Source organism: Agrobacterium sp. GW821-FHT14E08, assembly GCF_058803865.1.
Genome location: NZ_JBXAPJ010000007.1, coordinates 168,525 through 190,501 on the forward strand (window position 1 = coordinate 168,525; position 21,977 = coordinate 190,501).

Here is a 21,977-nt window from a genome sequence, read left to right on the forward strand (position 1 = left end):
GGCTCTACAGGTCCAGCTTGTCGATCATCGATTGGGTGATAAGGCAAATGCCGTTTTCAGTGCGGCGGAAACGTTTGGCATCCAGTTCTGGGTCTTCTCCTACAATCAGTCCTTCCGGAATGACCACGCCATGATCGATGACGACGTTGCTCAACTGGGCATGACGTCCGATCTTCACACTCGGCAGTACTACGGCATTCTCAAGGCGGGAGTATGAATTGGCGCGCACGCCCGTGAACAGAAGGCTGCGGTTGAGAGCGGCACCGGAAATGATGCAGTCGCCGGAGACGACCGAAGACACGGCCGAACCGCGTCGGTTCTCATCGTCATGCACGAATTTCGCCGGCGGGGTGATTTCCGCATAGGTCCAGATCGGCCAGGACTTGTCGTAGATGTCGAGGTCCGGCACCACATCGGTCAGGTCGATATTGGCCTGCCAATAGGCATCGATGGTGCCGACATCGCGCCAGTAGGGTCCGTGTTCGAAATCCGAACGCACGCAGGAATCCGCGAAGCGGTGGGCGACGGCTTTGCCGTGCTTGACGATATAGGGAATGATGTCCTTGCCGAAATCGCGGCTGGAGGTCGGGTCGGCGGCGTCGCGGCGCAGGGCTTCCATCAGGAATTTCGTGTGGAAGACGTAGATGCCCATCGAGGCGAGCGCGAAGCCCTCATTGCCGGGAATGCCCGGCGGATCGGCCGGCTTCTCGATGAAATCGATGATCTCGTCTTTTTCGTTCACATGCATCACGCCGAAACCGGTCGCTTCCATGCGCGGCACTTCCAGGCAGCCGATTGTTACGTCAGCGCCGGAATCCACATGCTGCTGCAGCATGTATTCGTAGTCCATTTTGTAGATATGGTCGCCGGCCAGAATGACCATATATTCCGGCGCATAGGGCTCGATGATGTCGATGTTCTGGTAGACGGCGTCGGCCGTGCCTTCATACCATTGCGTTTCGGAAACGCGCTGGGAGGCCGGCAGAATATCGAAGCTTTCGTTACGCTCGGGACGGAAGAAGTCCCAGCCGCGCTGCAGGTGGCGGATAAGCGAGTGCGCCTTGTATTGGGTCGCGACGCCGATGCGGCGAATGCCGGAATTGAGCGCGTTGGAAAGCGCAAAATCGATGATGCGCGCCTTGCCGCCGAAATAGACGGCGGGTTTGGCCCGGCGATCTGTCAGCTCCTTCAGGCGGCTTCCTCTGCCGCCCGCGAGGACATAGGCCATTGCATCACGCGCCAGTGGCTGAACTCTTTTTTCCGACATGGTGTCCTCCCTCTCTGTCTGTCAGTTTTCCGGTTCGAGCATGATCGTCGCCAAAGGCGGCAGGACCAGCATCGCCCCGATGTCTCCGCCGGCATCGACCGCCTGAACGCGTCCGCCATTTCCCTTGCCGCTGCCGCCGTAGATTTCGGCATCGGTGTTGAGAATCTCCCGCCACCGCCCCGCCTGAGGCAACGGCACATAATAGTTTTCCCGGTAAACCGGCGTGAGATTGCAGATGACCGCCACCGGTTTTTCGCCCGGTGCCATGCGCAGCCAGGCGAAGACGGAATTGTCGTGGTCATCGACCACCAGCCAGCGGAAACCTTCCGGCTCGCAGTCGCGGGCGTGCAGGGCGGCTTTCGAACGGTAGGTGAGGTTGAGATCGCGCACGAGGCGGCGCATGCCCTCATGCATCGGATATTGGCGCAGGTTCCAGTCGAGCGATCCCTTTTCGCTCCACTCGCTCCATTGCGCGAATTCCTGCCCCATGAACAGCAGCTTCTTGCCGGGGTAACCCCACATGAAAGCGTAATAGGATCGCAGATTGGCGAATTTTTGCCAGTCGTCGCCGGACATCTTGGCGATCAGCGATCCCTTGCCGTGCACCACCTCGTCATGGGAAAGCGGCAGCACGAAATTTTCTGTGAAGGCGTAAAGCAGGCCGAAGGTTAGTTCCTGATGGTGGAACTTGCGATGCACCGGCTCGCGCGAGAAATAACTCAGCGTGTCGTGCATGAAGCCCATGTTCCACTTGAAGCCGAAACCGAGACCGCCCTCGTGGACCGGCTGGGACACTTTCGGCCAGGAGGTGGATTCCTCGGCGATCGTCATGACGCCTGGATGGGTGCCATAAACGAGCGAGTTCATCTTCTGAAGGAAGCGGACGGATTCGAGGTTCTCGCGACCGCCATATTCGTTGGGGATCCACTCGCCTTCCTTGCGGGAATAATCGAGATAGAGCATCGAGGCGACCGCATCGACGCGCAGGCCGTCGAGATGGAATTTCTCGGCCCAGTACAGCGCATTGTTGATGAGGTAGGACATGACCTCGACTCGGCCGAAATTATAGATGGCCGTGTTCCAGTCCGGATGAAAACCCTGGCGGGGATCGGCGTGTTCGTAAAGCGCCGTGCCGTCGAACCAGCGCAGGCCATGCTCGTCGGTCGGAAAATGTGCCGGAACCCAGTCGAGAATCACGCCGATGCCGACCTTGTGTGCGCCGTTGACGAAACGCGCGAAACCTTCCGGATCGCCGAAGCGGGCGGTCGGGGCATAAAGGCCGGTCGTCTGGTATCCCCAGGAGGGGTCGTAGGGATGTTCGGTGATCGGCAGGAACTCGATATGGGTGAAGCCCATATCGGTGCAATAGGGGATGAGCTGCGCGGCCAGCTCGTCCCAGCTGAGGAAGGTGCCGTCCTCGCGTCGCTGCCAGGAGCCGGCATGAACCTCGTAGATGCTGATCGGCTGGCGGCGCTGGTCCACCTGCGCCCAATGTTCGCGGTGGGCCTGGTCTTCCCATTTCTGCGTCAGTTCCGGCGCGGTGACGGAGGCGTTTTTCGGCCGCAATTCGCCACGCCGCGCATAGGGGTCGGCCTTCAGCGGCAGAAGCTCGCCATTCGCGCCAAGGATTTCAAACTTGTAGGCACAGCCGGCATAGACGTCAGGCGCGAAGATTTCCCAGATGCCGGTATCCTTGCGGAAGCGCATCACATGCCGGCGCCCATCCCAATTGTTGAAGTCGCCGACAACGGAAACGCGCCGGGCATTGGGCGCCCAGACGGCGAAGTGGAAACCTTCCACGCCCTCGAGCTTGAGGGGATGCGCGCCCATCTTGTCGAAGAGCCTCAGATGCGAACCCTCGCGGACGAAATAATCATCCATCGGCCCGAGAACCGGACCGAAGCTGTAAGGGTCCGTCACCGCCCATTCCGCATCGTCACGGCCGGCCCGATAACGCACCGGCTGGCGTGACGTGAGATCGACCGAGCCTTCGAAAAAGCCTTCCGGATCGAGCTGCTTCAGTTCGCCGATGAAATTGCCGTCGAGCGTGAGGACGGACACTTCTTCGGCGCCGGGGATGAAACAGCGCGCGGAAAACCCTTCCGGCGTTTCGTGAACACCGAGAAGGGCAAAGGGATTGGAATGCAAACCGCTCTTGATCGCCTCGATTTCAGCCTTTGTGACAGCGCCAGTCTTTTTCTCTTCGGCCGAATTGAGCGGTTTTTTCATCAGGCTCTCCAGATGTCGGCGGCATATTGCCGGATCGTCCTGTCGGACGAGAACCAGCCCATGCGTGCCGTGTTGCGGACTGTTTTGGCATACCAGCTATCCGGATTGCTCCAGATGGCGTCCACCTCGCGCTGTGCATTGGCATAGGCGTCGAAGTCGCCGGCGACCATGAACCAGTCGCTATTGTAAATACCGTCGATCAGAGCGGAAAAGCGCGAGCGGTCATCGGGAGAGAACACGCCGGACGCGATGGATGACAGCGCCTGCGACAGTTCCGCCGATTGTTCGATGATCGCGCGGGGATTGTGTCCTTCGGCGCGTGCCTTGGCCACTTCTTCCGCCGTCATGCCGAAGATGACGATATTATCGTCACCCACATGTTCGAGCATTTCAACATTGGCTCCATCGAGCGTGCCGATGGTGAGAGCGCCGTTCAGGGCGAACTTCATGTTGCCGGTGCCCGAGGCTTCCATGCCCGCCGTCGAGATCTGTTCGGAAAGATCGGCCGCCGGAACCATGATTTCCGCAAGCGAGACGTTATAGTTCGGAATAAACACCACTTTCAGGAGCCCGCGCACGGCCGGATCGTTGTTGATGACCCGGGCAATATCGTTGGCAAGCTTTATGATCAGCTTCGCGTTGTGATAACTCGGCGCCGCCTTGCCTGCGAAGAACTTAACGCGCGGCACCCAATCCAGTTCCGGGTGGGAACGGATCTGGTCGTAAAGGGCCACCGTTTCCACGAGGTTCAGGAGCTGGCGTTTATATTCGTGAATACGCTTGATCTGGATATCGAACATGGCCGAAGGATCGACACGAATGCCCATGCGCTGCGCCACCGTATTGGCAAGCCGCACCTTGTTCAGACGCTTCACTTCGGCGAATTTCGCACGGAAACCGGCATCGTCGGCGAAACGGTCGAGCGCTGTCAGCTTTTCTGCATCATCGAGGAAATCGTCGCCGATCGCTTCCCTGATCAACCCTGTCAGGCCGGGATTGCATTGCATCAGCCAGCGGCGTGGCGTGATGCCGTTGGTCTTGTTGTTGATGCGGTCGGGATAGAGGCTGTGCAGGTCGGCGAAGACCGTTTCCTTCATCAGCTCGGTATGAAGCGCTGAAACACCGTTGATGGAATGCGAACCGATGAAAGCGAGATTGCCCATGCGCACGCGGCGCTCACCACCCTCGTCGATCAGCGAGATGGAGCGGATCTGCTGATCCGGCATCTTCTTTTCCTTGCGGGCATAAACCAGGGTGTTGGCGTTGATCGCATAGACGATCTGCATGTGCCGCGGCAGCAGCCGTTCCAGCAGAGGCACCGGCCAGCTTTCCAGAGCCTCCGGCAGAAGCGTGTGGTTGGTATAGGAGAAGGTTCCCCGGGTGATCGTCCAGGCCTCGTCGAATTCCAGACCGTGCACATCGCACAGAAGACGCATCATTTCGGCAATGGAAATGGCCGGGTGCGTATCATTGAGCTGGATCGAAACCTTCTCGGGCAGCGATGTGAAATCAGGATATTGCTGCAGGTGGCGGCGCAGAATGTCCTGCAATGAGGCGGAGGAGAAGAAAAACTCCTGCCGCAGGCGCAGTTCCTGGCCTGCCGGCGTCGCGTCCGCAGGATAAAGAACCCGTGTCAGGCTTTCCGCCTTGTTGCTCTCACGCAATGCGCCGATATGGTCGCCGGCGTTGAAGGCGGCAAGCAGAATGGGGTCGATCGGCTGCGCCGACCACAGGCGCAATGTGTTGACACGCGTGCCGCGCCAGCCGACGACCGGCGTGTCATATGCCATGGCGATCACGCGTTCGGCCGGTTTCCAGACGAAACGCTGCGGATCTTCATAGCCGCCGATGGTCTCCACCGATCCGCCGAAGCCGATTTCATAGGAGCTTTCCCGGCGTTCGAATTCCCAGGGATTGCCGTGCGCCAGCCAGGTCTCGGGCAGTTCCACCTGCCATCCATCCGCCATCTGCTGGCGGAAAAGGCCGTGCACGTAACGGATACCATAGCCATAGGCGGGAATATCGACGGTCGCCATCGATTCCATGAAGCAGGCCGCGAGACGGCCAAGACCGCCATTTCCGAGTGCGGCATCCGGCTCCAGCCCGGCAATGACATCCAGATCGACGCCGAGCGAGGAAAGCGCATCCCGGATTTCGTGCATCAGCCCGATATTGGAGATGGCGTCGCGCATGAGACGGCCGATCAGGAATTCGAGCGACAGGTAATAAACGCGCTTGGAATTGTTCTGATAGGCCTTGCGGGTGGATTCCATCCATTTGTCGATGATGCGGTCGCGGACGACGAGAATGGTTGCGGTCAGCCAGTCATGCGGCTTGGCGACCTTGACGTCCTTGCCGATGCGGTAGGTCAGTCGCTCGATGATTTCCGCCGCCATGATTTCCGGATTGGAACTGCGCGGGGCGGGGCGGGGAAGATCGGCGGCGTTGAGATTATTGATCATTGGTCGGTCAGCACCTTGGTGGGAGGAGAGGGTCTGATGAGGTCGATCCGGTTTGCCTTTGCTGATGCCAGTTTATGCATCGATATGGAGGCGTGGCAACAGCAATTTTTCCGGAAAGTTGAACAGCTTAATGTAATGAAAAATAAGACTTTTCCCTCAGCGCCCAAAGGGTCGCCGAAGGCATTGCGCGCTCTTTTTGCGCCGTTCATGAACGGGTTTGCGTGGTCGTTGCGATGCCGGGCATCGTTCAAGAAAGGGAGAGAAGCTGCAACACTATCGAAATGGTTCACCGGTCCTGAAATCTGTTTCGGTCTATCGGATCACACACTAGCCTTCGCGGCTGAGAAAATTCAATGAAAATAAACGAGGCGGTGCCGCCGCGGCACAGGCCGGCGGCGGCTACGGTCTCAAAACCGGCCCTGATCAGGGGGAAATACGAGATTTATGCCGGAAAAAATGGTTCGGTCTTCATCTCGCTGGCGCGGATCGTCACCCTTGTATTTGGCGGAACGGCGCACCAGGGGGTGCAATCGAAGGAAAAGGGCTCCGAACTCAGCGCGATGCCCTCATCGAGACCACGCCAGTAAAGTGTCGGCGGCTTGTCATCGCTGGACCAGCGGAAGGCATGCAGGCAATCGCCATCCATCAGCACGGCGCTGAATCTCAGCGCGGAAGATACGCCAGCGGCGATCATCCGTTCCTGGCAGAGGCGCAGCGCGGTGGAAATGGCCCGGACCGGGTCTCTATCAAGCCCGTGGCCGGCGGCGATCAGGAAAATGGCTTCGCTGTCGCCGGTGCCGCGCCGGGAGGCGTAGATATCGTCGGGAATGAGGGAATCGATATCGCGCCTGATCTGTTCGTAACCGCCGATCTGGCCGTTATGCATGAACAGGTACCGCCCATGCGCGAAGGGGTGGCAATTGGCGCGCGATACCTCGCCCGATGTGGCGGAGCGAACATGGGCCATGAACATGCCCGAGCGAAGCTGATGGCAAAGGGCGGCCAGATTGGCGTCGGACCAGGCGGGTCTGGTATCGCGAAAAACGCCGGGCGTTCCGCGTTCGCCATACCATCCAAGACCGCAACCATCGCCATTAACGACGGTCTTTGCTTCCCGCGCGGCCATGGACTGGCTGACCAGCGATGCTTCCGGCTCGATCAGAAGACTGTCGAGCCAGACAGGTTTACCGGAATAGGCAAAGAGGCGACACATTCATGCGGCCCTGTTCAGGGCCTTGTTTCCGAGTGCGAAACCGACGGCGGCCTTTGCGTGAATGGCGGTCGAATCGTAACCCGGTAGCGGCAGCGCATCGGGATCGATCAGCAGCGAAATCTCGGTGCAGCCGAGAATGACGGAATCGACGCTGAGTGCGCGGGCCTTCTCGATGACTGCAAGATAGCGCTCGCGCGAGCACGACTTGATCTCGCCCTGGCAAAGTTCACCGAAGATGATGTCATGGATCGCAGCCCGGTCTTCCGCATCCGGAACGACCACCTCGACGCCGTGGCGGCGCATGCGGTCGGTGTAGAAACCATGTTCCATCGTGTAGCGGGTGGCGAGCAGCAGCGGCTTGCGGCGTCCATCCGCCTTCAGGGCTGCGGCGGTTTCGTCGATAATGTCGATGAGTGCGACGCCCGACATTTTTTCTACGGTTTCCGCGACGAGGTGCATGGTGTTGGTGCAGATGAGCACACAATCGGCACCCGCATTGGCAAGGCGTGCGCCGGCGGCGCCCAGAAGCGCGCCAGCCTCATCCCAGCGGTCAGCCTTCTGAAGGGCGACGACTTCGGAAAAATCGAGCGAATGCATGACGATGTCTGCCGAGACCAGTCCGCCGCGGCTGTCACGCACGGCCTCATTGATCATCCGGTAATAGGTTGCGGTCGATTCCCAGCTCATGCCGCCGATCAGGCCGATCCGTTTCATAAGAGTTCCCTTATCAAGTTTGATTGAAAATAAGAATGCCATCGCCGGGACGAAAACGGCATGCGTTTTTGCAGGGATTTCGCGGCGTAAATGCAAAACTAACGCGCTCTTTGTGTTAAAGTCGCAAATTTCTTGCGCCATTGCGTTAACCTGTGCATTCTTTGTCGATGATTGATGATCGTGACCGCCGAATCCTTGCGATTCTCCAGGAAAATGCTGAAACGCCGCTCGCCGACATTGCGGAGGAAGTGTCGCTGTCGCTATCGGCCTGTTCGCGCCGCATCACGCGCCTGCGTGCGGAAGGATATGTGACGGGCACGATGGCGCTGCTCGACCGGCGCAAGATCAATTTGCCGACCACGGTTTTCCTGCTGGTGAGGACAGGTCTGCATGCGGAGGACTGGCTGGACCGGTTCCATGCCGCCGTCAGCACCATACCGGAGATCGTGGAGGTTCACCGGCTGACCGGGAATTTCGACTATATTCTGAAGCTGGTGCTGCCGAATGTCGAATATTACGATACGATCTACAAACAGATCCTCCGCCGCGTCGAGCTTTACGACATGTCCGCCTATATTTCCATGGAGACGGTGAAGCTGTCATCGTCGCTGCCAACGACACATATATGATGAGGCCACTGGCTTTTTTCAGCGTGCGGTTTCGAAGCGAAAACCGAAGCGGAAATTTCGTGTCTCGCCGGGTTGAAGGGTGATCGCAGCGGCAAGTTCCGGCTGGTTGAAAGCGTTGGTGGGTGTCTCAACGGGTTCGAGCGCGATGGAAGTTCGCCTGTCGCGGGCAAGCGTGTCGCCGGTGAAGACATGCATGTGGCCACGCTCCTGCCAGATGGTCAGGCTTGATCCGTTCCGCCGGTTCTCCAGCCGTGTCTCGTACAGTCCATTTTCGGATGCGATCAGATCGGTAAAGCAGACATCGAGCACATGGCCGGCAAGCGGCGCGGCAGCAAGAAACGTCGCATCGTCCCGCCGCTTGAGAAATCCGTTTTTCCTGTCGAGAAGCGGTATCAAATGCTCATCCGTCTCGATCGCCGTTCGCGAGGGGAGCCTTAGATCGAGATCGTCGATGGACGCCATTCCGGGCAGACGGAAATAGGGGTGCCAGCCGGCGGCGAAGGGCAGCGGCCGGTCGTCACCATTGATGCCGCGTATGTTTATGGTGACGTCATGGCCGGAGAATTGGTATTCCACCTCGATGGCGAGATGATAGGGATAACCCTTGAAGTCGCCGGGCGATATCTCCGTGCGGAAAACGAGCACATGGACGCCATCCTCTTCGAAAGACCGGGTGAGGGCAAATGGCAGGGCTCTGGCGAAACCGTGGAAAACGAGGCTTTCGCTGGCAAGCACCGGCTCTATTTGATGCGTCTCTCCGCCAAAACTGAACCGGCCGTCCGGGATGCGATTGGTAAAGGGGGCGAGAATGCCGTTTCTCACGCCGCCCTGGGATTGCAATTCCGCAGGGGTCAAATAGCCGTCGACAAGGTTTTCACATTTGCCGCCTTCGGCAAGGTGCGGTTGCCAGCTCAGAAGGGTCGCGCCCTCATAAGCGATCTCGGCGCTGAAACCATTTCCGGAAATGGCAATACCGGCAATCCCTGTGCCTGTCACAGAGGTGGTCATCGGGAAATTGTCCTTTGCATGCATGCGTCTGCGGTCACCGGGCCTGTTGCCCCGCCGATTCGTCAGATCATCTTCGTTGCGGGGACATTTCGCAATGGCCGAGCAGCAAAGATGCATGACCTGCGCATCCGGTTCGGCAATTCCGATTTGGTCGCCTTGCCTTTGGCGAATGTCAGTCCGGAAAGGTTTGTTTCGCCCCGCTGAAAAATTCCATGAGCGCGGCCTGGTCCTCGCCGCCCAGTCCCGCGGCGGTCAGCATACGATGCACCTCGGCGCAAAGCGCCGTCAGGGGCATGGCCGTGTTGGTGCGTCGCGCAAGATCCTGCGCGCCGTTCAGGTCTTTCACCATATTGTCGATGCGGCCGGTGCGGCGGTAGTCCTTCGCCACGTAACGCGGCATATATTCCTGCAGGATGGCGCTGTCGGCGCGGCCGCCCTTCAGCGCCTGGGGAATTTTGGCGGCATCGACACCGGCATCCAGCGCAAGCTGGGTTGCTTCCGCGACGGCGAGGAAATTCAGGCCGCAAAGAACCTGATTGATGAGTTTCGTCGTCTGGCCGGCGCCGCTTGGCCCCATATGGGTATAGTTGCTGGCGACATGCTGCAGCACGCGGTGGGCGTCGGCCACATCCTTTTCGGTGCCGCCGGCCATCAGCGTCAATTGCCCGATGAGCGCCTTGGGCGCACCGCCCGAAAGGGGGCTGTCCACCCAGCGCAGGCCCTTTTCGGCAGCATCGGCCGCCAGTTCCTTGGTCGCTTCGGGGTCGATGGAGGACATGTCGATGATCAGCGTGCCGGGCTTCGCTCCCGCCGCGACGCCATCCTTGCCGAAGACGGCGATGCGAACAATTTTCGGCGAGTTGAGGCTGAGGATGACCACATCGGAAACCGAAGCCGCTTCCGCGGCTGTACCCGCGCTCTGTGCGCCGAGGCTCGTCAGCGCCGCGACCTTTTCCGCATCCAGATCGAAAACCGTCAGGTGATTGCCGGTCTCGATCAACCGCGTGCCGATCGCCCCACCCATGGCGCCTGCGCCGATGAGGGCGACTTTATTCTTGTCGGTCATGGTGCTCACGGTCTCCTCCCAAAGCGTCGTGGTATTGTCTGCCCGATCCGGCTGGCGGGTTCAGCGGGCCAGCCGGACGAGAGATTTTAAAGCGAGGCGGTGATGCCGCCGTCGACGTAGAGAATATGCCCGTTCACGAAGGACGAGGCATCGGACGACAGGAAAATGCAGGCGCCGACAAGCTCTTCGACCTTGCCCCAGCGGCCGGCGGGGGTGCGTTTTTCAAGCCATGCCGAAAAGGTCTCGTCCGCCACCAGGGCGGCGTTGAGCGGCGTGTCGAAATAGCCGGGCGCAATGGCGTTGCATTGCAGGCCGTATTTGGCCCAATCCGTCGCCATGCCCTTCGTCAGATTGCCGACAGCGCCCTTGGTAGCGGTGTAAGGCGCGATTCCCGGGCGGGCAAGAGCGGTCTGCACGCTGGCGATGTTGATGATCTTGCCACGTCCACGGCTGATCATGTGGCGCGCGGCAGCCTGGCCTGCATGGAAAACCGAGGCGATGTTGGTCTGCAACAGGCGCTCAAAGGCGTCCGCCGGAAAATCCTCGAGCGGCGTGCGGTGCTGCATGCCGGCATTGTTGACCAGAATATCGATGGGGCCGACATCCGCCTCGAAACCGTCTATGGCCTTGCGCACCGCTGCATGATCGGTGGCGTCGAAGGCGAGCGTCTTGGCGCCCTTAATGCCGGCGGCAGCCGCTTTCAGCTTCGCCTCGTCGCGGCCGTTCAGAACCACTTCCGCCCCCGCTTCCGCCAGCCCTTGCGCCAGCGCGAAGCCGATGCCCTGGGACGAACCCGTGATCAGGGCGCGGCGGCCGGAAAGATCGAACAAATTAAGGCCCACTGTTTCCTCCAGTCTCTCGACATTGCATTCGTGCAGGTTTATGTTATCGATAACATTCATCCCTTTCAGACATGGATGTCAAGGCTTAAACGCCCTGTTTCGGTACGGATCGGGCGCGGGAGGAGGTTGCAAGGGGCTGTTGCGCGCCTTGCAGCGGGATTGGGATGCGGAAAATTTTGCGCGCCAGAGTGGCGTGCGGTTGAACGGGAGTTGTTTATGAGAGCGATTGTCGCCCATGGGGCAAAGGATGTGCGCATCGAGGAGCGGCCGGAGGAAGCGCCGGGGCCGCAGGAAGTGCGGCTCCGTCTGGTTCGGGGCGGCATCTGCGGCAGCGATCTTCATTATTACAACCATGGCGGTTTCGGCGCGGTGCGGCTTCGCGAACCCATGGTGCTGGGGCACGAGGTCTCTGCCGTCATCGAGGAACTCGGCGAAGGCGTCGAGGGGTTGAAGGTCGGCGGCCTTGTTGCGGTTTCGCCATCCCGCCCGTGCAGGACCTGCCGTTTTTGCCAGGAAGGCCTGCACAACCAATGCCTCAATATGCGCTTTTATGGCAGCGCCATGCCTTTCCCGCATATTCAGGGTGCTTTCCGGGAGGTTCTTGTCGCGGATGCGCTGCAATGCGTTCCGGCCGATGGCCTGAGCGCCGGCGAGGCGGCCATGGCGGAGCCGCTGGCGGTTACACTGCACGCCACCCGCCGCGCCGGCGATTTGCTGGGAAAACGTGTACTCGTCACCGGCTGCGGCCCCATCGGCATCCTCTCCATTCTTGCCGCCCGCCGCGCGGGTGCGGCTGAAATCGTCGCGACCGATCTTTCGGATTTCACGCTTGCCAAGGCGCGGGAAGCCGGTGCGGATCGTGTCATCAACAGCAAGGATGAGCCCGATGCGCTTGCCGCCTACGGGGCAAACAAGGGAACATTCGACGTTCTCTATGAATGCTCGGGTGCCGCCGTCGCCCTTGCGGGCGGAATTGCGGCGCTTCGGCCGCGCGGCATTATCGTCCAGCTTGGCCTTGGTGGTGATATGAGCCTGCCGATGATGGCGATCACGGCCAAGGAACTCGATCTGCGCGGTTCTTTCCGTTTCCATGAGGAATTCGCCACCGGCGTCGAATTGATGCGCAAGGGCCTGATCGACGTCAAGCCTTTCATCACCCAGACGGTGGATCTCGCCGATGCCATCTCCGCCTTCGAATTCGCCTCCGACCGCAGTCGCGCCATGAAGGTTCAGATCGCTTTTTCATAAGGGCCTGTCCCTCGAGGCATGTGTATCGATGTTTTGATCGGCGGCGGATTATTTCCGCCGCCGATTTTTTGCGGGCGCTTTTCGCACGCAACAATATACTGATTATGTTATCGATATCATGACCAGCTCATGGGCCATGCAGGACAACTTGGTCTTGCCGGACTGACCCCGTTTCAGCCGATCTGCACATTTTGACGCAGGTCAAAAAGGTGATTTGCCGCTCGCCATTTTTTGCGTTATCGAAATTTCAGAAATTACTGAAAATACAGGAAACGAAGAAATGCCGGCTAATCTTTCCCCGCTTGTTCAGTCCTTCGTGCTGCATTTCGGTGAAATGGGCAGCCGCTGGGGCATCAATCGCACGGTCGGGCAAGTCTATGCATTGCTTTACATTTCGCCGCAGCCGCTCTGTGCGGACGACATTGTCGAGGCGCTCGGCATTTCGCGTTCCAACGTGTCGATGAGCCTCAAGGAGCTTCAGGCATGGAACCTTGCAATTCTCAAACATTTCCCCGGTGACCGGCGCGATTTCTTCACCACGCCGGAGGATGTCTGGCAAATTCTGCGCACCCTTGCCGAGGAGCGCAAGAAGCGTGAGATCGACCCAACCCTCAGCGTGCTGCGTGAAATCCTTATGGAAACACCGGAAAATGAAGATGAGCGGCATGCGCAGAAGCGCATCGACGAGATGAAAACGCTGATCGAGCAGCTCACCGGCTGGTATGACGATGTGAAGAGGCTGGAGACGGAGAGGCTGGCTTCGCTTCTGGCGCTCGGTTCGAAGGTCACGAAGCTGCTGGAGGCCAAGGACAAGATCGTCTCGCTTGCAAGGCCCCGTGGTGCAAAAAAGGACGGGTGAGGAGATCGGCCTTGAGCATATCGGCACAAATCCACCAACCCGCTGATGGCAAGGGAGCAGACTGTCCCGCGCCTGGAGTAGCCTCACCCGATGCAGCTCGGCGGCACTCTTTGGACGCTGCCACTGGGAAACACGCCCGTGGCACGGGTTCCAGCACGGCAGAAATGGCGAAGGCCCCGGCGGTGGGAAGGTTCGTGGCCCTGCTTCATGTGCTGCCGGCTTTGCTATGGCTGCCGCAGGCGGGCCTGCTTGCCTTTTCGGTTGGAAAAATCGCCGATGGCGCACCGGTGATGGCAATCCTGCCAGCGGCAGTGGCTGTCCTCGTCCTTGGCCTGATCAAGGCCTTTCTGGAAAAAATCGCGGCGAGGCAATCGTTTCGTGCTGCACGCACCGCACTGTCGCAGCGACGGCTGGAAGCACTCAATGCCGTGGCGCAGGTGTCGCCACTCGATCTGTCGCGTACGGCATCCGGGGAGGTTGCTGGCGTCGTTGCCGAGACGGCGGAAGCGCTGGTGCCCTATCTTTCCCGTTTCCAGCCGGCGCGGATGAAAGCCACCATCGTCCCCTTGGTGTTCGTGCTGGCAATCCTGCCCTTCACCTGGATTGCGGCCCTCGTGCTGCTCCTCTCCATGCCGACCATCCCGCTTTTCATGGCGCTGATCGGCTGGCAGGCGAAGGCTGCCAGTGAAAAGCAGTTGGCCGAGACCGGCAACATGAATGCCTTCCTGCTCGATCGCCTGCGCGGGCTGGAAACGATCCGGGCGCTTGAAGCCGTCGATCTGACCGCTGGACGCCTGAGCAGGGACGCGGAAAACCTCAAGAAGCGGACAATGGCGGTGCTGCGGATCGCCTTTCTCTCCTCGGCCGTGCTGGAACTTTTCGCAGCCCTCGGTGTTGCGATGACCGCCGTTTATATCGGCTTTCATCTGCTCGGTTTTCTCGATTTCGGCGCATGGGGCGAGAAGCTGACGCTTGCCGAGGGGCTCTTCATTCTGCTTCTGGCCCCCGCCTTCTTCGAGCCATTGCGGGAATTATCCGCCGTGTGGCATGACCGTGCTGCCGGCGAAGCAGCACTTGGCGCGCTCGGCACATTGACGGAAGGCGGCACCACCATCGTGGGCGAGGGTACCGAGGCCGTGTTAACCCCACGCCTGATGCCGGGTTTGGTGGAACTGGATAATCTCTCCTTCGCCTATCCGAATTCTCCACCCGTCATTCAAAATCTCAACCTTACGGTTCAGCAGGGCGAGAGAGTTGCGATTCTCGGGTCTTCCGGTTGTGGCAAATCCACTGTACTCTCCTTGATTGCCGGGTTGGCCGAGGCTGGGAGCGGCGCAATAAGGATCGGCGGCGTGACGCTCGATCATGCGAGTGCCGACGGGCTGCGCAAGACAATCGGCTGGGTCAGCCAGAAGCCGTTCTTCTTTGCGGGTTCCCTGAAGGCGAATATTCGCTTTGGCCGTGCCGGTGTTGGTGAAGGCATGGTGGAAGAGGTGCTGCGCCGTACCGGGCTGGATACATTGTGGCATGCGCGCCGGCATCTGCCGATCGGAGATGGCGGATATGGCATTTCAGGCGGGGAAGCCGTGCGGCTCGCCATTGCGCGCGCCTTTGCCGATCCCGCAACGCAGCTGGTTCTGGTGGATGAGCCAACGGCGCATCTCGACCGGGAGACGGCTGCTCTGGTGACGGAAAACCTGCTGCAGCTTGCAAAGGGCAGGACATTGATTGTCGCAACACATGATCCGGTGCTTGCGGCACGCATGGACAGGATCGTGGACATAACGGCGATCCATTCGGGGAAACGGTCATGATTGCGCGTTTTGCCATATTGAAACCCGTCATCACGCTGTTCTGGTCGGCGCGGCGCGGTATGCTGTTTGCCGGTGCCGTTCTGGCGGCAACCACGGTGCTGGCGGGCATCGGCCTGCTCGGCGTTTCCGGCTGGTTCATCACGGCCACCGCAATTGCCGGTCTTCTGCCGGCCACGGCCTATGCATTTGACGTCTTTGCGCCGTCGGCAGCGATCCGCCTGCTGGCGCTGTCGCGCACCGCCGCCCGTTATGGCGAACGTATGACCACCCATGAAGCAACGCTGTCGGTGCTTGCAGCTCTTCGGGAAAAGCTGTTTCGCGGCTTTGCCGCGCCGCAGGCGGCAAAAACTCTGGAGGCAAGGCCCGCCCGTCTGCTGAACCGTCTGACCGCGGATATCGACGCGCTGGATTCGCTCTATCTACGCGTGCTGGTGCCCGCGGCCGTTGCGGTTCTTGCCGCCATCGCGACAGGTATCGGGCTTGCTTTTCTCAGCCCGCTTGCAGGTGCTCTGGCGGCGATCTTCCTTGTCGCGGCGGGGCTCGGTATTTCGGTGCGGTCGGCATTGCGGGCGGAAAAATTCTCACGCCGCCGGGCAATCGGGCTTGAAGCGCTCCGCGCCCGCACGGCCGATCTCGTCAACGGACAGGCGGAATTGCTGACGACATCCCGTCTTTCCGCGCAGGTTGCCGCGGTAAAACGGGCGGACAACTATCTGTCTGCCTGCGACGACCGCCTGAACCGGATCGAAACGAATGCCGGCTTTTCCTTCGGCATGTCAGCGGCGGTTCTTTTGAGTTCGGCTCTGCTCGGCATGGCCTGGCTTGCGGAACAGGGAGCGGTGACTGCGCCGGCTGCGGCCCTCGGTCTGCTCGTCTGTTTCGCTGCGCTGGAACCCTTCACGGCGCTGCGCCGCGGTGCAATGGAACTCGGGCGCACGCTCTTTTCGGCAAGACGCATCGCGCCGCGTTTTTCCGCCGAGGCCGCCGCCAACTGTCCGCGCGTGCCTGCCACGGGCATGGCGGCCGAGCTTGATGGCGTGCGGCTGGAGCGGGACGGGAACGAAAACTCCGTTCTGACAAATATCAACCTTGCGATTGCCGCCGGAGAAACGGTTGCGATTATCGGGCCGAGCGGTGCCGGCAAGACCAGCCTCATCCAGCTTCTGGCAGGCGAATTGCAGCCGGCGGCTGGCACGGTCAGCGCTTTGCCGTGCTCTCTCATGACGCAGCGCAGCCAGCTTTTCCGCGATAGCATCGCCGATAATCTGAGGCTGGCAAAACCTGCCGCGACCGAGCGTGAAATGTGGGACGCCCTGCAATCGGCAGGCCTTGGTGAGCACGTCAAAACCCTGGCCGCCGGGCTGGATACGAAGCTTGGCGAGGCGGGGCAAGGCCTCTCTGGCGGCCAGTCGCGGCGGCTTGCACTTGCCCGCTTCCTGCTGCGCGACAAACCGCTCTGGCTTCTCGACGAGGTGACGGAAGGGCTGGACGGCGAGACCGCCCGCGACGTGCTGGGCCGGCTGTTTGCCAGGGCACAGGGAAAGACTGTCGTGATGATCACCCATAATCGCCGTGAGGCGGAATTTGCCGATCGCATCATCGTGCTGAAAGAGGGCCGCCAACTTGATCAATGTCAAAGCGGCACCCCGGAATACGACGTAATGCTGCAAACATTGCGTCCGGACTGAGTGATTTTTTCAGGGCCGGCGCCGTCTCGTAACAGAAGGCCGGCCTTTCCTGAAAGGTGGGGTAAAAACATGGAACTCGACATCGTGGCGCTATCGCGCCTGCAATTCGCGGTTACCGCTTTATATCACTTTCTATTCGTTCCCCTGACGATCGGACTATCGGTGGTGATCGCCATCATGGAAACGGTCTATGTCATGACCGGCCGCGTGATCTGGCGGCAGATGACGAAATTCTGGGGCACATTGTTCGGCATCAATTTCGTGCTTGGTGTTTCCACCGGCATCGTCATGGAATTCCAGTTCGGCATGAACTGGAGCTATTACAGCCACTATGTCGGCGATATTTTCGGTGCGCCGCTGGCAATCGAAGGAATGATGGCCTTCTTTCTTGAAGCCACCTTTGTCGGTCTGTTCTTTTTCGGCTGGGACAAGCTGTCGAAACTCGGCCATCTCATCGCAACATGGTGCGTGGCGATCGGCTCGAACTTCTCGGCGCTATGGATATTGATCGCCAATGGCTGGATGCAGAACCCGGCGGGATCGGCTTTCAACCCTCAGACCATGCGCATGGAAGTGACTGACTTCTTCGAGGTCCTGTTCAACCCGGTGGCTCAGGCGAAGTTCGTCCATACCGTTTCTGCGGGCTATGTGACCGCCTCCATCTTCGTGCTCGGCGTTTCGGCCTGGTATGTTCTCAAGGGACGTCACGTCGATCTTGCCAAGCGGTCGATGACGGTCGCCGCTTCCTTCGGTCTGGCGGCGGCGCTGTCGGTTGTCGTGCTCGGTGACGAAAGCGGATATCTTTCGACCGAACACCAGAAGATGAAGCTCGCCTCCATCGAGGCCATGTGGGAAACGGAACCGGCGCCGGCGCCTTTCACCGTCATCGGTTTTCCCGATCAGGAAGCGCGTGAGACGCATTTCGCCGTCAAAATCCCGTGGGTCATGGGTCTTATCGGCACCCGCTCGCTCGACACGGAAATCCCGGGCATCAACGATCTGGTGGAGCTGGCAAAGACCCGCATCCGCGATGGCATCAAGGCCTATGATGCGCTGATGCAGATACGCGCCACCGGCAAGGGCGCGGAACTGCCCGAAGAGGTGCGTGGCACCTTTGCGGAACTTGGCCACGAACTTGGTTACGCCCTGCTGCTGAAACGTTATGTCGACGATCCGCGTCAGGCGACCGAGGAGCAGATCGCCAAGGCGGCCGCCGATACTATCCCGCATGTGCCGACGTTGTTCTGGGCCTTCCGCATCATGGTCGGTCTTGGCATGTTCTTCATTCTGTTGACGGCGACCTTCTTTTATCTCTCGGCCCGCCGCCGGCTGGATCGCTATCCGCTGTTGCTGAAGGTGGCCGTCTTCGCCATCCCGCTGCCGTGGATCGCAGCTGAAATGGGCTGGATAGTTGCGGAATTCGGTCGCCAGCCATGGATCATCGAGGGTGTGCTGCCGACGGCCGCCGCCGTCTCCAGCCTCAGCGCCTCGACGGTTCTGATTACGCTTCTGTGTTTCATCGCCATCTACACGGTGCTGTTCATCGTCGAAATGGGGCTGATGCTCAAGGCGATCCGCAAGGGGCCTGATCCGGATCACGAGCCGGAAGCGCCGCTCGTTCCTGAAAAACTCGTCGCTGCGGAGTAAACGATCATGATATTGCACCAACTCATCGACTACGAAATCCTCCGCGTCATCTGGTGGCTGCTGCTCGGCGTGGTGCTGATCGGATTTGCCGTCACCGGCGGTTTCGATCTGGGCACCGGCGCGCTTTTGCCCTTCGTCGCGAAAACGGATATCGAGCGGCGCGTCGTCATCAATTCCATCGGCCCGGTCTGGGAAGGCAATCAGGTCTGGCTCATCCTTGGCGGCGGCGCCATCTTTGCCGCCTGGCCGCCGCTTTATGCGGTGTCGTTTTCAGGGTTTTATCTGGCGATGTTCGCCACCCTGTTTGCGCTGATCCTGCGACCGGTCGGTTTCAAATACCGCTCCAAGCGTGAGAGCACGACATGGCGCAGTGCCTGGGATTGGGCGCTGTTTATCGGCGGCTTTGTTCCTGCGCTGATCTTCGGTGTGGCGGTCGGCAATGTGCTGCAGGGCGTCCCCTTCCGCTTCAATGACGACTTGAGGATTTTCTACGACGGCACGACGCTGTTCGAGCTTCTCAACCCTTACGCCATCCTCTGCGGCCTCGTTTCCGTTGCCATGCTGGTGATGCATGGTGCTGGCTGGCTGGTGCTGAAGACCGAAGGCCCGGTTGCAGCCCGCGCCCGCAGTTTCGGCAGCATTGCCGCACTCGCCACATCAGTTCTTTTCGCACTCGGCGGAGTTCTGCTGTGGCTCGGTATTGACGGGTATCGCTTCACCTCGGAAGTCGTGACCGACGGTCCGTCCAATCCGCTGTCAAAGACGGTCGAGGTCGCAAGCGGCGTCTGGTTTGCGAATTATGCGGCCCATCCCTGGATGATGCTGGCGCCGGCGCTCGGTCTCGCCTTCCCGCTCGTCGCCTTCCTGTTGTTCAGGGTCGGGCGTGAGGTGCTGGCGCTGCTTTCCAGTTCGCTTGCCATTTTCGGCATCATCTCGACGGTTGGGCTGACGATGTTTCCCTTCATCCTGCCGTCTTCGATCGACCCGAAATCGAGCCTGACTGTCTGGGATGCATCGTCCAGCCATATGACGCTGTTCATCATGCTGGTCGTCGCGCTCATCTTCATTCCCATCATCGTCGCTTATACCTCATGGGTCTATCGCGTGCTGTGGGGCAAGGTGGATGAAAAGGCGATCCGCGACGACAGCGGCCACGCCTATTGATATCAAACAGAAGGAGATCGACCATGTGGTATTTCGCCTGGCTGCTTGGCCTGCCTCTCGCCGCCATCTTCGCCGTCATGAACGCGATGTGGTATGAGCTGATGGAAGAAAACGCCAGAAAGGCCGAGGCAAAGCCGGAAAAATAATGCTTCGGGGCACGCGGTGAAAAAGGGCGGCATCCGTTGTGAATGCCGCCCTTCCTGTAAAAGTCACCCCGCTTGACGTGCGGCTTCAGTGGATTGCGATGCCGCGCTTGTCCGCTTCTTCCTTGATGATGTCTTCGACCAGCGCCCTCTTGAGGTTTGGATTTCCCAGAAGATAGTCGTCGGCAATCTCGAAAATCGATTTCGGGTTCTCGGTCCTGTGCAGGGTGTCGAGGTCCTGGCCGATCTGCTCTCGCAAGCTCGAATAGTCGTCCATCGCGGCTCTCCCGTTCGCTGGTTCAGTCCAAAAGGTCGGCAGGAACCTTGCCGCCGTTTTCGGACAGCTTCTTGATGACGGCCTTATGCAGCCAGATGTTCATGGTGGCTGAATCCGAGGTGTCGCCGGTATAGCCGAGTTCACCGGCCAGTTCCTTTCTGGCGGTGAAGCTGCTGTCCAGATTGAGCGCCTTCAGAAGGTCAACGATTGAACGTTTCCAGTCGAGTTTCTGTCCGTTCTGCTTGACGGCCGCATCCAGGATGGAGGCGACGTCGACGTTGCCCGTGCTTGCCGGGGCTGTGGCGGCTGGAGCAGGTGCTGCGGGCTGGGCCGGTGCGGCCGGGCTTGCGGTTGTTGCAGTTGGAGCCGAAGCTTGTGGAGCGGCTTCGGCCTTGCCGAAAATCGCGTTCTTGATCTTGTCGAAAAAGCTCATTGTGTCCTCCCTTTATCGGCGAAATGCGCGCCCGACGGCGATGAGAATGCAGGCGCCGATGAAACCGGCGATGAGATATCCAATCCAGCCCCCGAGCGAGATGCCCACAAGCCCAAGCAGGAAATTGGCGACGAGGGCGCCGACGATGCCAAGGATGATGTTCATGAAAACACCCATGTTGCTTTTCATGAACTGTTCGGCGAGCCAGCCGGCCACGCCGCCAATGATGATTGCTGCAATCCAGCCGATTTGTGCGTCTTCCATAACAGGCCTTTCCTTTGTGAGAGAGGTCCACCGGCATATGGACAGGCTTTTGCGCGCACTGATCCCCCCGCCTTGAATCGACCCCAGGCGAGGCAATAACGAAAATGCTGGCGGTTGGTTCCGTGCGGCGGGCTGTATGGCGGCCCTTTCGTTCAGCTCTGGCTTTGGAAGTCCAGCCCGATATCCAGAACCGGCGCACTATGGGTCAACCAGCCGACGGAGATGAGATCGACGCCGGTTGCGGCAATAATGGCGGCGGTTTCCGGGTTGATCCGGCCGGAGGCCTCGGTGATCGCACGACCGGCGACGATTTCCACCGCTTCGCGCAGCTGTTCCGGCGTCATATTGTCCAGGAGAACGGCATCGACGCCTTCCTCCATCGCCTCGCGCAATTGTGCGAGCGTATCGACCTCCACCTCGATCTTGACGAGATGTCCAACACCCTGCCGGGCGCTGCGGATAGCCTGACGCACGCCCCCGGCCACGGCGATGTGGTTGTCCTTGATGAGGACGGCATCATAAAGTGCGAAACGGTGGTTCATGCCGCCGCCGGCGCGCACGGCATATTTTTCCAGCGCCCGGAGGCCCGGCGTCGTCTTTCGGGTGCAGGCGACGGAGGCCCTGGTGCCGGCGATGGCGGCAGCGATTTTCCCGGTTACCGATGCTATGCCAGACAGATGGCCGAGGAAATTAAGCGCAGTGCGCTCCCCGGTCAAAAGGCCGCGCGAGGGACCTTCGATTGTCGCGATGATATCACCGGGTACGACGGTCGCCCCATCCTGCACGTGCCGCTTCATCACGATTGCCGGGTCGACGAGCTGGAATGCGAGCTCTGCGGCATCGAGACCGGCGATGACGCCCGGTTCCCGCGCGGCCATGACAACGACCGAACGATGATCGGCAGGAATGACAGCGGCGGAGGTTATGTCGCCCGCGAGCCCGAGATCTTCCAGAAGGGCGTTGCGGACGAGCGGTTCCACGATGAGGCGTGGCAGGGGGGAAAGGGTCAT

General features: G+C 60.0%; 21 protein-coding genes. 9 read left to right on the forward strand and 12 right to left on the reverse strand.

Annotated features, from left to right (window positions below; translation table 11 throughout):
- Nucleotides 1–4 precede the first annotated feature (4 nt).
- From glgC to AC1ROR_RS22015, 3 genes are read right to left on the reverse strand one after another with little or no spacing between them, the layout of a single operon-like run.
- Entirely contained in the window at nt 5–1,267 is a 1,263-nt protein-coding gene (gene glgC / locus AC1ROR_RS22005; RefSeq protein WP_035223690.1) for a glucose-1-phosphate adenylyltransferase, read from the reverse strand.
- Between the two features lie 21 nt (nt 1,268–1,288).
- On the reverse strand, nt 1,289–3,496 hold the full coding sequence (glgB, locus tag AC1ROR_RS22010; protein WP_498590746.1) for a 1,4-alpha-glucan branching protein GlgB: 2,208 nt from the start codon (nt 3,494–3,496) through the stop codon (nt 1,289–1,291).
- Nucleotides 3,496–5,958 carry a glycogen/starch/alpha-glucan phosphorylase gene (locus tag AC1ROR_RS22015; protein ID WP_035223687.1) on the reverse strand — a complete coding sequence of 821 codons (2,463 nt, stop codon included), beginning with the start codon at nt 5,956–5,958 and terminating at the stop codon, nt 3,496–3,498. Before AC1ROR_RS22015 ends, glgB begins: the two co-directional genes overlap by 1 nt.
- A 36-nt stretch (nt 5,959–5,994) precedes the next feature.
- On the opposite strand from AC1ROR_RS22015, the gene AC1ROR_RS22020 reads away from it, so the two are divergent.
- Nucleotides 5,995–6,315: a hypothetical protein gene (locus tag AC1ROR_RS22020; RefSeq protein ID WP_191856353.1), complete on the forward strand. Its 321-nt coding sequence runs from the start codon at nt 5,995–5,997 to the stop codon at nt 6,313–6,315.
- A gap of 85 nt (nt 6,316–6,400) precedes the next feature.
- On the opposite strand, the gene AC1ROR_RS22025 is transcribed toward AC1ROR_RS22020, so the two are convergent.
- Nucleotides 6,401–7,171 carry a class II glutamine amidotransferase gene (locus tag AC1ROR_RS22025; RefSeq protein ID WP_142173435.1) on the reverse strand — a complete coding sequence of 257 codons (771 nt, stop codon included), beginning with the start codon at nt 7,169–7,171 and terminating at the stop codon, nt 6,401–6,403.
- Nucleotides 7,172–7,885 carry an aspartate/glutamate racemase family protein gene (locus AC1ROR_RS22030; protein ID WP_498590747.1) on the reverse strand — a complete coding sequence of 238 codons (714 nt, stop codon included), beginning with the start codon at nt 7,883–7,885 and terminating at the stop codon, nt 7,172–7,174.
- A gap of 167 nt (nt 7,886–8,052) precedes the next feature.
- Here AC1ROR_RS22030 and AC1ROR_RS22035 point away from each other — a divergent pair, with 167 nt between their 5' ends.
- Nucleotides 8,053–8,514, forward strand: coding sequence for an Lrp/AsnC family transcriptional regulator (locus AC1ROR_RS22035; protein WP_003522155.1), 462 nt, complete (start codon nt 8,053–8,055; stop codon nt 8,512–8,514).
- Between the two features lie 18 nt (nt 8,515–8,532).
- On the opposite strand, the gene AC1ROR_RS22040 is transcribed toward AC1ROR_RS22035, so the two are convergent.
- The 3 genes from AC1ROR_RS22040 to AC1ROR_RS22050 form a co-directional block, all read right to left on the reverse strand.
- Nucleotides 8,533–9,522 (reverse strand): aldose 1-epimerase, encoded by a 990-nt coding sequence (locus tag AC1ROR_RS22040; protein WP_498590748.1) that lies wholly within the window; start codon nt 9,520–9,522, stop codon nt 8,533–8,535.
- A gap of 172 nt (nt 9,523–9,694) precedes the next feature.
- Nucleotides 9,695–10,588 carry an NAD(P)-dependent oxidoreductase gene (locus AC1ROR_RS22045; RefSeq protein WP_498590749.1) on the reverse strand — a complete coding sequence of 298 codons (894 nt, stop codon included), beginning with the start codon at nt 10,586–10,588 and terminating at the stop codon, nt 9,695–9,697.
- An 86-nt stretch (nt 10,589–10,674) separates the two neighbouring features.
- Nucleotides 10,675–11,430: an SDR family oxidoreductase gene (locus tag AC1ROR_RS22050; protein ID WP_035223925.1), complete on the reverse strand. Its 756-nt coding sequence runs from the start codon at nt 11,428–11,430 to the stop codon at nt 10,675–10,677.
- Nucleotides 11,431–11,646: 216 nt separating this feature from the next.
- Here AC1ROR_RS22050 and AC1ROR_RS22055 point away from each other — a divergent pair, with 216 nt between their 5' ends.
- From AC1ROR_RS22055 to cydX, 7 genes are all read left to right on the forward strand, one after another.
- The gene (locus AC1ROR_RS22055; RefSeq protein WP_035223673.1) at nt 11,647–12,678 is read left to right on the forward strand and encodes an L-idonate 5-dehydrogenase; all 1,032 of its coding nucleotides are present in this window, start codon (nt 11,647–11,649) and stop codon (nt 12,676–12,678) included.
- 280 nt (nt 12,679–12,958) lie between these two features.
- Entirely contained in the window at nt 12,959–13,537 is a 579-nt protein-coding gene (locus AC1ROR_RS22060; protein ID WP_035223672.1) for a GbsR/MarR family transcriptional regulator, read from the forward strand.
- Between the two features lie 164 nt (nt 13,538–13,701).
- Nucleotides 13,702–15,351 carry a thiol reductant ABC exporter subunit CydD gene (gene cydD, locus AC1ROR_RS22065; protein ID WP_498590750.1) on the forward strand — a complete coding sequence of 550 codons (1,650 nt, stop codon included), beginning with the start codon at nt 13,702–13,704 and terminating at the stop codon, nt 15,349–15,351.
- The gene (gene cydC, locus AC1ROR_RS22070) at nt 15,348–17,039 is read left to right on the forward strand and encodes a thiol reductant ABC exporter subunit CydC (RefSeq protein ID WP_498590751.1); all 1,692 of its coding nucleotides are present in this window, start codon (nt 15,348–15,350) and stop codon (nt 17,037–17,039) included. The genes cydD and cydC overlap by 4 nt, the downstream gene beginning before the upstream one ends.
- A gap of 69 nt (nt 17,040–17,108) precedes the next feature.
- Nucleotides 17,109–18,686 (forward strand): cytochrome ubiquinol oxidase subunit I, encoded by a 1,578-nt coding sequence (locus AC1ROR_RS22075; RefSeq protein WP_498590752.1) that lies wholly within the window; start codon nt 17,109–17,111, stop codon nt 18,684–18,686.
- A 6-nt stretch (nt 18,687–18,692) separates the two neighbouring features.
- Nucleotides 18,693–19,850, forward strand: a complete 1,158-nt coding sequence (gene cydB / locus AC1ROR_RS22080; RefSeq protein ID WP_498590753.1) for a cytochrome d ubiquinol oxidase subunit II — start codon at nt 18,693–18,695, stop codon at nt 19,848–19,850.
- 23 nt (nt 19,851–19,873) lie between these two features.
- Nucleotides 19,874–19,996 carry a cytochrome bd-I oxidase subunit CydX gene (gene cydX / locus AC1ROR_RS22085; RefSeq protein ID WP_003498405.1) on the forward strand — a complete coding sequence of 41 codons (123 nt, stop codon included), beginning with the start codon at nt 19,874–19,876 and terminating at the stop codon, nt 19,994–19,996.
- A gap of 85 nt (nt 19,997–20,081) precedes the next feature.
- Here the strand turns inward: cydX and AC1ROR_RS22090 are convergent, their stop codons facing one another.
- From AC1ROR_RS22090 to nadC, 4 genes are all read right to left on the reverse strand, one after another.
- Nucleotides 20,082–20,270, reverse strand: coding sequence for a hypothetical protein (locus tag AC1ROR_RS22090; protein WP_003498406.1), 189 nt, complete (start codon nt 20,268–20,270; stop codon nt 20,082–20,084).
- 22 nt (nt 20,271–20,292) lie between these two features.
- Nucleotides 20,293–20,703: a DUF3597 domain-containing protein gene (locus AC1ROR_RS22095; protein ID WP_498590754.1), complete on the reverse strand. Its 411-nt coding sequence runs from the start codon at nt 20,701–20,703 to the stop codon at nt 20,293–20,295.
- Between the two features lie 12 nt (nt 20,704–20,715).
- Nucleotides 20,716–20,967: a GlsB/YeaQ/YmgE family stress response membrane protein gene (locus tag AC1ROR_RS22100; protein ID WP_498590755.1), complete on the reverse strand. Its 252-nt coding sequence runs from the start codon at nt 20,965–20,967 to the stop codon at nt 20,716–20,718.
- Between the two features lie 152 nt (nt 20,968–21,119).
- Complete coding sequence (gene nadC / locus AC1ROR_RS22105; RefSeq protein ID WP_498590756.1) at nt 21,120–21,977, reverse strand: carboxylating nicotinate-nucleotide diphosphorylase; 858 nt, start codon at nt 21,975–21,977, stop codon at nt 21,120–21,122.

Excerpts from the sequence above, each read along its gene's own strand:
- glgC (WP_035223690.1), bottom strand. The coding sequence starts at position 1,267 with ATGTCGGAAAAAAGAGTTCAGCCACTGGCGCGTGATGCAATGGCCTAT.
- glgB (WP_498590746.1), bottom strand. The coding sequence starts at position 3,496 with ATGAAAAAACCGCTCAATTCGGCCGAAGAGAAAAAGACTGGCGCTGTC.
- AC1ROR_RS22015 (WP_035223687.1), bottom strand. The coding sequence starts at position 5,958 with ATGATCAATAATCTCAACGCCGCCGATCTTCCCCGCCCCGCCCCGCGC.
- AC1ROR_RS22020 (WP_191856353.1), top strand. The coding sequence starts at position 5,995 with ATGAGGTCGATCCGGTTTGCCTTTGCTGATGCCAGTTTATGCATCGAT.
- AC1ROR_RS22025 (WP_142173435.1), bottom strand. The coding sequence starts at position 7,171 with ATGTGTCGCCTCTTTGCCTATTCCGGTAAACCTGTCTGGCTCGACAGT.
- AC1ROR_RS22030 (WP_498590747.1), bottom strand. The coding sequence starts at position 7,885 with ATGAAACGGATCGGCCTGATCGGCGGCATGAGCTGGGAATCGACCGCA.
- AC1ROR_RS22035 (WP_003522155.1), top strand. The coding sequence starts at position 8,053 with ATGATTGATGATCGTGACCGCCGAATCCTTGCGATTCTCCAGGAAAAT.
- AC1ROR_RS22040 (WP_498590748.1), bottom strand. The coding sequence starts at position 9,522 with ATGACCACCTCTGTGACAGGCACAGGGATTGCCGGTATTGCCATTTCC.
- AC1ROR_RS22045 (WP_498590749.1), bottom strand. The coding sequence starts at position 10,588 with ATGACCGACAAGAATAAAGTCGCCCTCATCGGCGCAGGCGCCATGGGT.
- AC1ROR_RS22055 (WP_035223673.1), top strand. The coding sequence starts at position 11,647 with ATGAGAGCGATTGTCGCCCATGGGGCAAAGGATGTGCGCATCGAGGAG.
- AC1ROR_RS22060 (WP_035223672.1), top strand. The coding sequence starts at position 12,959 with ATGCCGGCTAATCTTTCCCCGCTTGTTCAGTCCTTCGTGCTGCATTTC.
- cydD (WP_498590750.1), top strand. The coding sequence starts at position 13,702 with ATGGCGAAGGCCCCGGCGGTGGGAAGGTTCGTGGCCCTGCTTCATGTG.
- cydC (WP_498590751.1), top strand. The coding sequence starts at position 15,348 with ATGATTGCGCGTTTTGCCATATTGAAACCCGTCATCACGCTGTTCTGG.
- AC1ROR_RS22075 (WP_498590752.1), top strand. The coding sequence starts at position 17,109 with ATGGAACTCGACATCGTGGCGCTATCGCGCCTGCAATTCGCGGTTACC.
- cydB (WP_498590753.1), top strand. The coding sequence starts at position 18,693 with ATGATATTGCACCAACTCATCGACTACGAAATCCTCCGCGTCATCTGG.
- cydX (WP_003498405.1), top strand. The coding sequence starts at position 19,874 with ATGTGGTATTTCGCCTGGCTGCTTGGCCTGCCTCTCGCCGCCATCTTC.
- AC1ROR_RS22090 (WP_003498406.1), bottom strand. The coding sequence starts at position 20,270 with ATGGACGACTATTCGAGCTTGCGAGAGCAGATCGGCCAGGACCTCGAC.
- AC1ROR_RS22095 (WP_498590754.1), bottom strand. The coding sequence starts at position 20,703 with ATGAGCTTTTTCGACAAGATCAAGAACGCGATTTTCGGCAAGGCCGAA.
- AC1ROR_RS22100 (WP_498590755.1), bottom strand. The coding sequence starts at position 20,967 with ATGGAAGACGCACAAATCGGCTGGATTGCAGCAATCATCATTGGCGGC.
- nadC (WP_498590756.1), bottom strand. The coding sequence starts at position 21,977 with ATGACCCTTTCCCCCCTGCCACGCCTCATCGTGGAACCGCTCGTCCGC.